Source organism: Shewanella sp. 10N.286.52.B9, assembly GCF_002873635.1.
In the GTDB taxonomy this organism is placed as follows: Bacteria; Pseudomonadota; Gammaproteobacteria; order Enterobacterales; family Shewanellaceae; genus Shewanella.
This window is the reverse complement of sequence record NZ_MCTY01000055.1, coordinates 1-3,268: the sequence shown is the minus strand read 5'-3', so window position 1 is coordinate 3,268 and position 3,268 is coordinate 1. Positions and strand designations below refer to the sequence as shown.

At 30.1% G+C, this 3,268-nt stretch carries 3 protein-coding genes; all 3 read right to left on the bottom strand.

Annotation, left to right across the window (positions count from 1 at the left end; genetic code table 11):
* The coding region (locus BCU91_RS04395) for a hypothetical protein (protein ID WP_133126572.1) at positions 1-864 on the bottom strand (864 nt) is incomplete at its 3' end.
* A complete protein-coding gene (locus tag BCU91_RS04390) occupies positions 839-2,083 on the bottom strand; it encodes a hypothetical protein (protein ID WP_102530955.1) in 1,245 nt (414 codons plus the stop codon). The genes BCU91_RS04395 and BCU91_RS04390, both read right to left, overlap by 26 nt.
* Complete coding sequence (locus BCU91_RS04385; RefSeq protein ID WP_102530954.1) at positions 2,076-3,161, bottom strand: glycosyltransferase; 1,086 nt, start codon at positions 3,159-3,161, stop codon at positions 2,076-2,078. Before BCU91_RS04385 ends, BCU91_RS04390 begins: the two co-directional genes overlap by 8 nt.
* Positions 3,162-3,268: the final 107 nt, after the last annotated feature.

The window sequence follows — 3,268 nt, the reverse complement described above, 5'->3', positions numbered from 1 at the left end:
TCTATAAGGATTATAATATAGTGTAAAGTCGATATCGACTGAGTAAGAATTTATTCCATGACGCAGCATGTAAACTGCAGTTCCAATATTTGAAGTAAAACTACCAACAAAACTGGATGACCGCCGCATTATTTCAACCTCCAAAAGTAATTTAGATATATCATCATCAATACAATAATCAGGCCTTTTGTTAAATTTACTTTGCTCATGGCCGTTACTTTCTTCATCACATAAATATTTTAACTCAATATGTGGTGGCAGGATGTTTTTTAGATCAGATATAGTTGAAAAATCATCAGTAGACACATATAAACACTTTAAATCATCAATATTCAAAAACTTAATATAATTATAAAGTTCTTTAAGCACAGCTTCTTTTCTTAATTTATCACCACGTCTAACATGAATTGCAGCGTAACTGCTTGGAAGATTCAATTGCTGAATTTTATTATTAACCTCAACTTTAAACTTGTCAGTAAAATCCCATGATTTCTCATAATAAGAAAACAAAGCAGAAAGGCCTGATTCGGACTCTAATATACTTCCGAAGCCTGGGTTCCAAACAAAATTAAATGCCTTATGGTGGGGCACAAAATCATCACCAAAAACTATCCTAGTTAAACAATCATGATAAAACAACTTGAATTTGTTTTTTTCATACGGGCTAATTCCATAATAAAGTGGAATATCTATTTCAGGGGCATATTCACTGAAATAATAACCTAAAGCTTTACTTCCTAAATTACTTTTTTTATAGTCACAAAAAAATTTTTTACCTTTAATTTCCTGATAGTAAAACCTAGCAAACATAAATAGATTATATTCAGAAAAAAAACCCCTATTTGTCCATTGCCAATAAACCATCTCTTATTTCGCCTTTAACTTTAAACCTACAGTATGTAAAATATGGAGTGTACGATATTAATAATGACAACAGAATACCATTTAGCCCCAGCTCAATATATTTCGTAAATACATAACAAGAAATACAAAGAAGAATAACACTAAAAAAATTAATTAAAAATTGACCATTAAGGTCACCTTTTGCGTTTAAGTAATAAGTATATGGTTGGCTTGCAACTTGCAGACAAATGAGTAAAGAAAATAAAACACCAGACAACCATGAAATATTTCGAACATGAAATAAATATTCAATTAAAAAAGGAGATATCACCCCCAAAAATAAAGAAAGCATCAAAATTAAAATAATAGCCTTCTCAGCCTTTATAATATTGATATCGTACTGGTAATAATCCTTGCATTCAGAAAAAACTGTCCAAAGAGGCCTAAATAACATGCCACCGAGTAATAATGCAGGCATAAAAACTTTTGCTAACAAATCAAATTTTGTAACTGTAGCAACATCTAAAAAATAATAAACATATATTCGACCTGCATTATAGAGCAGAAAAGAGACTATTTGAACAATAAAAAATTTCAATCCTACCTGAAACAGATCAATTTCATTTTTTAAAACCTTTATGCCAACCGACTTTAATTTCACTTCTTTTACAAAAAAACATAGAATAAAAAACAACATCAAACTCTGACTGACAGTATAAATAAGAAAAACAGCATCTAACTTTCTCATTGACAAAAGTTGAGGGTTTTCTATCAAAAAATAACATGTCATAGTGAAAAACAAAGGGACAATTAAATTATAAAGTTCATTAATTTGTGCACGATTAGTTGCCATGTAGTACTTAATCAATGCAGAACTGAATACCAACATAAATATTGAAAAAGAAAATAAAATAGCTGTTTTAGAATGTAAATCTAATAAAAAACTACAACCAAAAACTAACAGGCCAGATGCAAGAGCTAAACCAACGTTAGCCCTAAACAATAATGAAAATCGAACTTCCCAATTTTCAAGCTTTTGCGAAACAACATTATGGATAACACCCGACAAACCAAAATTAAACATCGGAGCGATAGATAACAAACTAAATATAAGTGCCCATTGGCCATACCCATTTTCACCAAGAAAAAAAACTAATTGCTTGGTGTTGAAGAATATTACTATTATCGAACTAATTTTGAAAAATATGGAAAAAATAACTTGAGATGAATAGCTACTCATGACAAATAAACCTTTCATAGGCTGTAATTAATTTAGCAATATTGACTTCATATGATCCTTCTTTTTTTACATAACGCCAATTATTACTTAAGCTACAGTATAAGTCCTCAGCATTGTGTAAAACTAACTGATAAGATTGATAAATAGCTATCTCCAACTCATTCGAGTCAGATGCAAATAATGCATTTTTAGTTGAAAAACAATTATGATTAGCTTGAATATCTGATAATACTGGATAACATCCATATGCAACGGCTTCAAGAAGTGAAAGAGGCGTTCCGTCTCTATCCGGAAAAGAAACTACAATGTCATTTTTTATGGCGGCTTCAACAATCTCCTCTTGTGAAACAAATCCCATAAATTTTACATTTGGATGGTCACATAAACCTTTTATATATTTTGTCTCACTTTCATTTCCTCTGCCATATATATGCAGAACAGCATTCATATTTTTAGCAACCAATAACTTTTTAAATACACTAATCACGGAGTCTATTCTATACAGCTTATCAAAATTTCTAGGCGAAAAAAAACTGACCGTATAGTTACTAGGTTTATCCTTTTGGAAGTTTAATTTATCAGGAATCATAGTGATCCCATATTGATATGTTTCTATAATCACCACAGGGTTTATATTTAAACTTTCAATTTTTTTAGACAGATGTTGTGCCGCGCTATTTATATATTTAAACCTAGACAGACTGAATCTATAAAACCACTTGAAGAAAAAATTGTCAAAATTCAAATTATTAATATCACTCCCCCATACTGATAAAAATTTATTTTTAACAAACGGCATTAATGACAAAATAACACCATAGGACGAATAATAATGAGCATGAACAATCTTAGGATTAAGCTTTATCAAATAATATAAGATTAAAGGAATACATAGAATATAGTTTAACTTGCTACGGATTATAGTTGGCAGTAATATTTTTTCGCCATCCACATCGCCGTCATGAAATGTTAAGTAGCAAATATCGTAGTCATCAACCAGTCCTTTAGTCCACTTTTGTATATGGCCAGATGATAATGGGCCAAAATGCACAATTTTACTCCTAGCCGATAAACTCATTAAAATTCCTCTCTCTCACCTTCTGCATTACTTTATTAAAAAAGGCTTTAAAATAAAATATCTTATTATTATTATATGATATATAAAGTTCTGCATGATTCTTATAT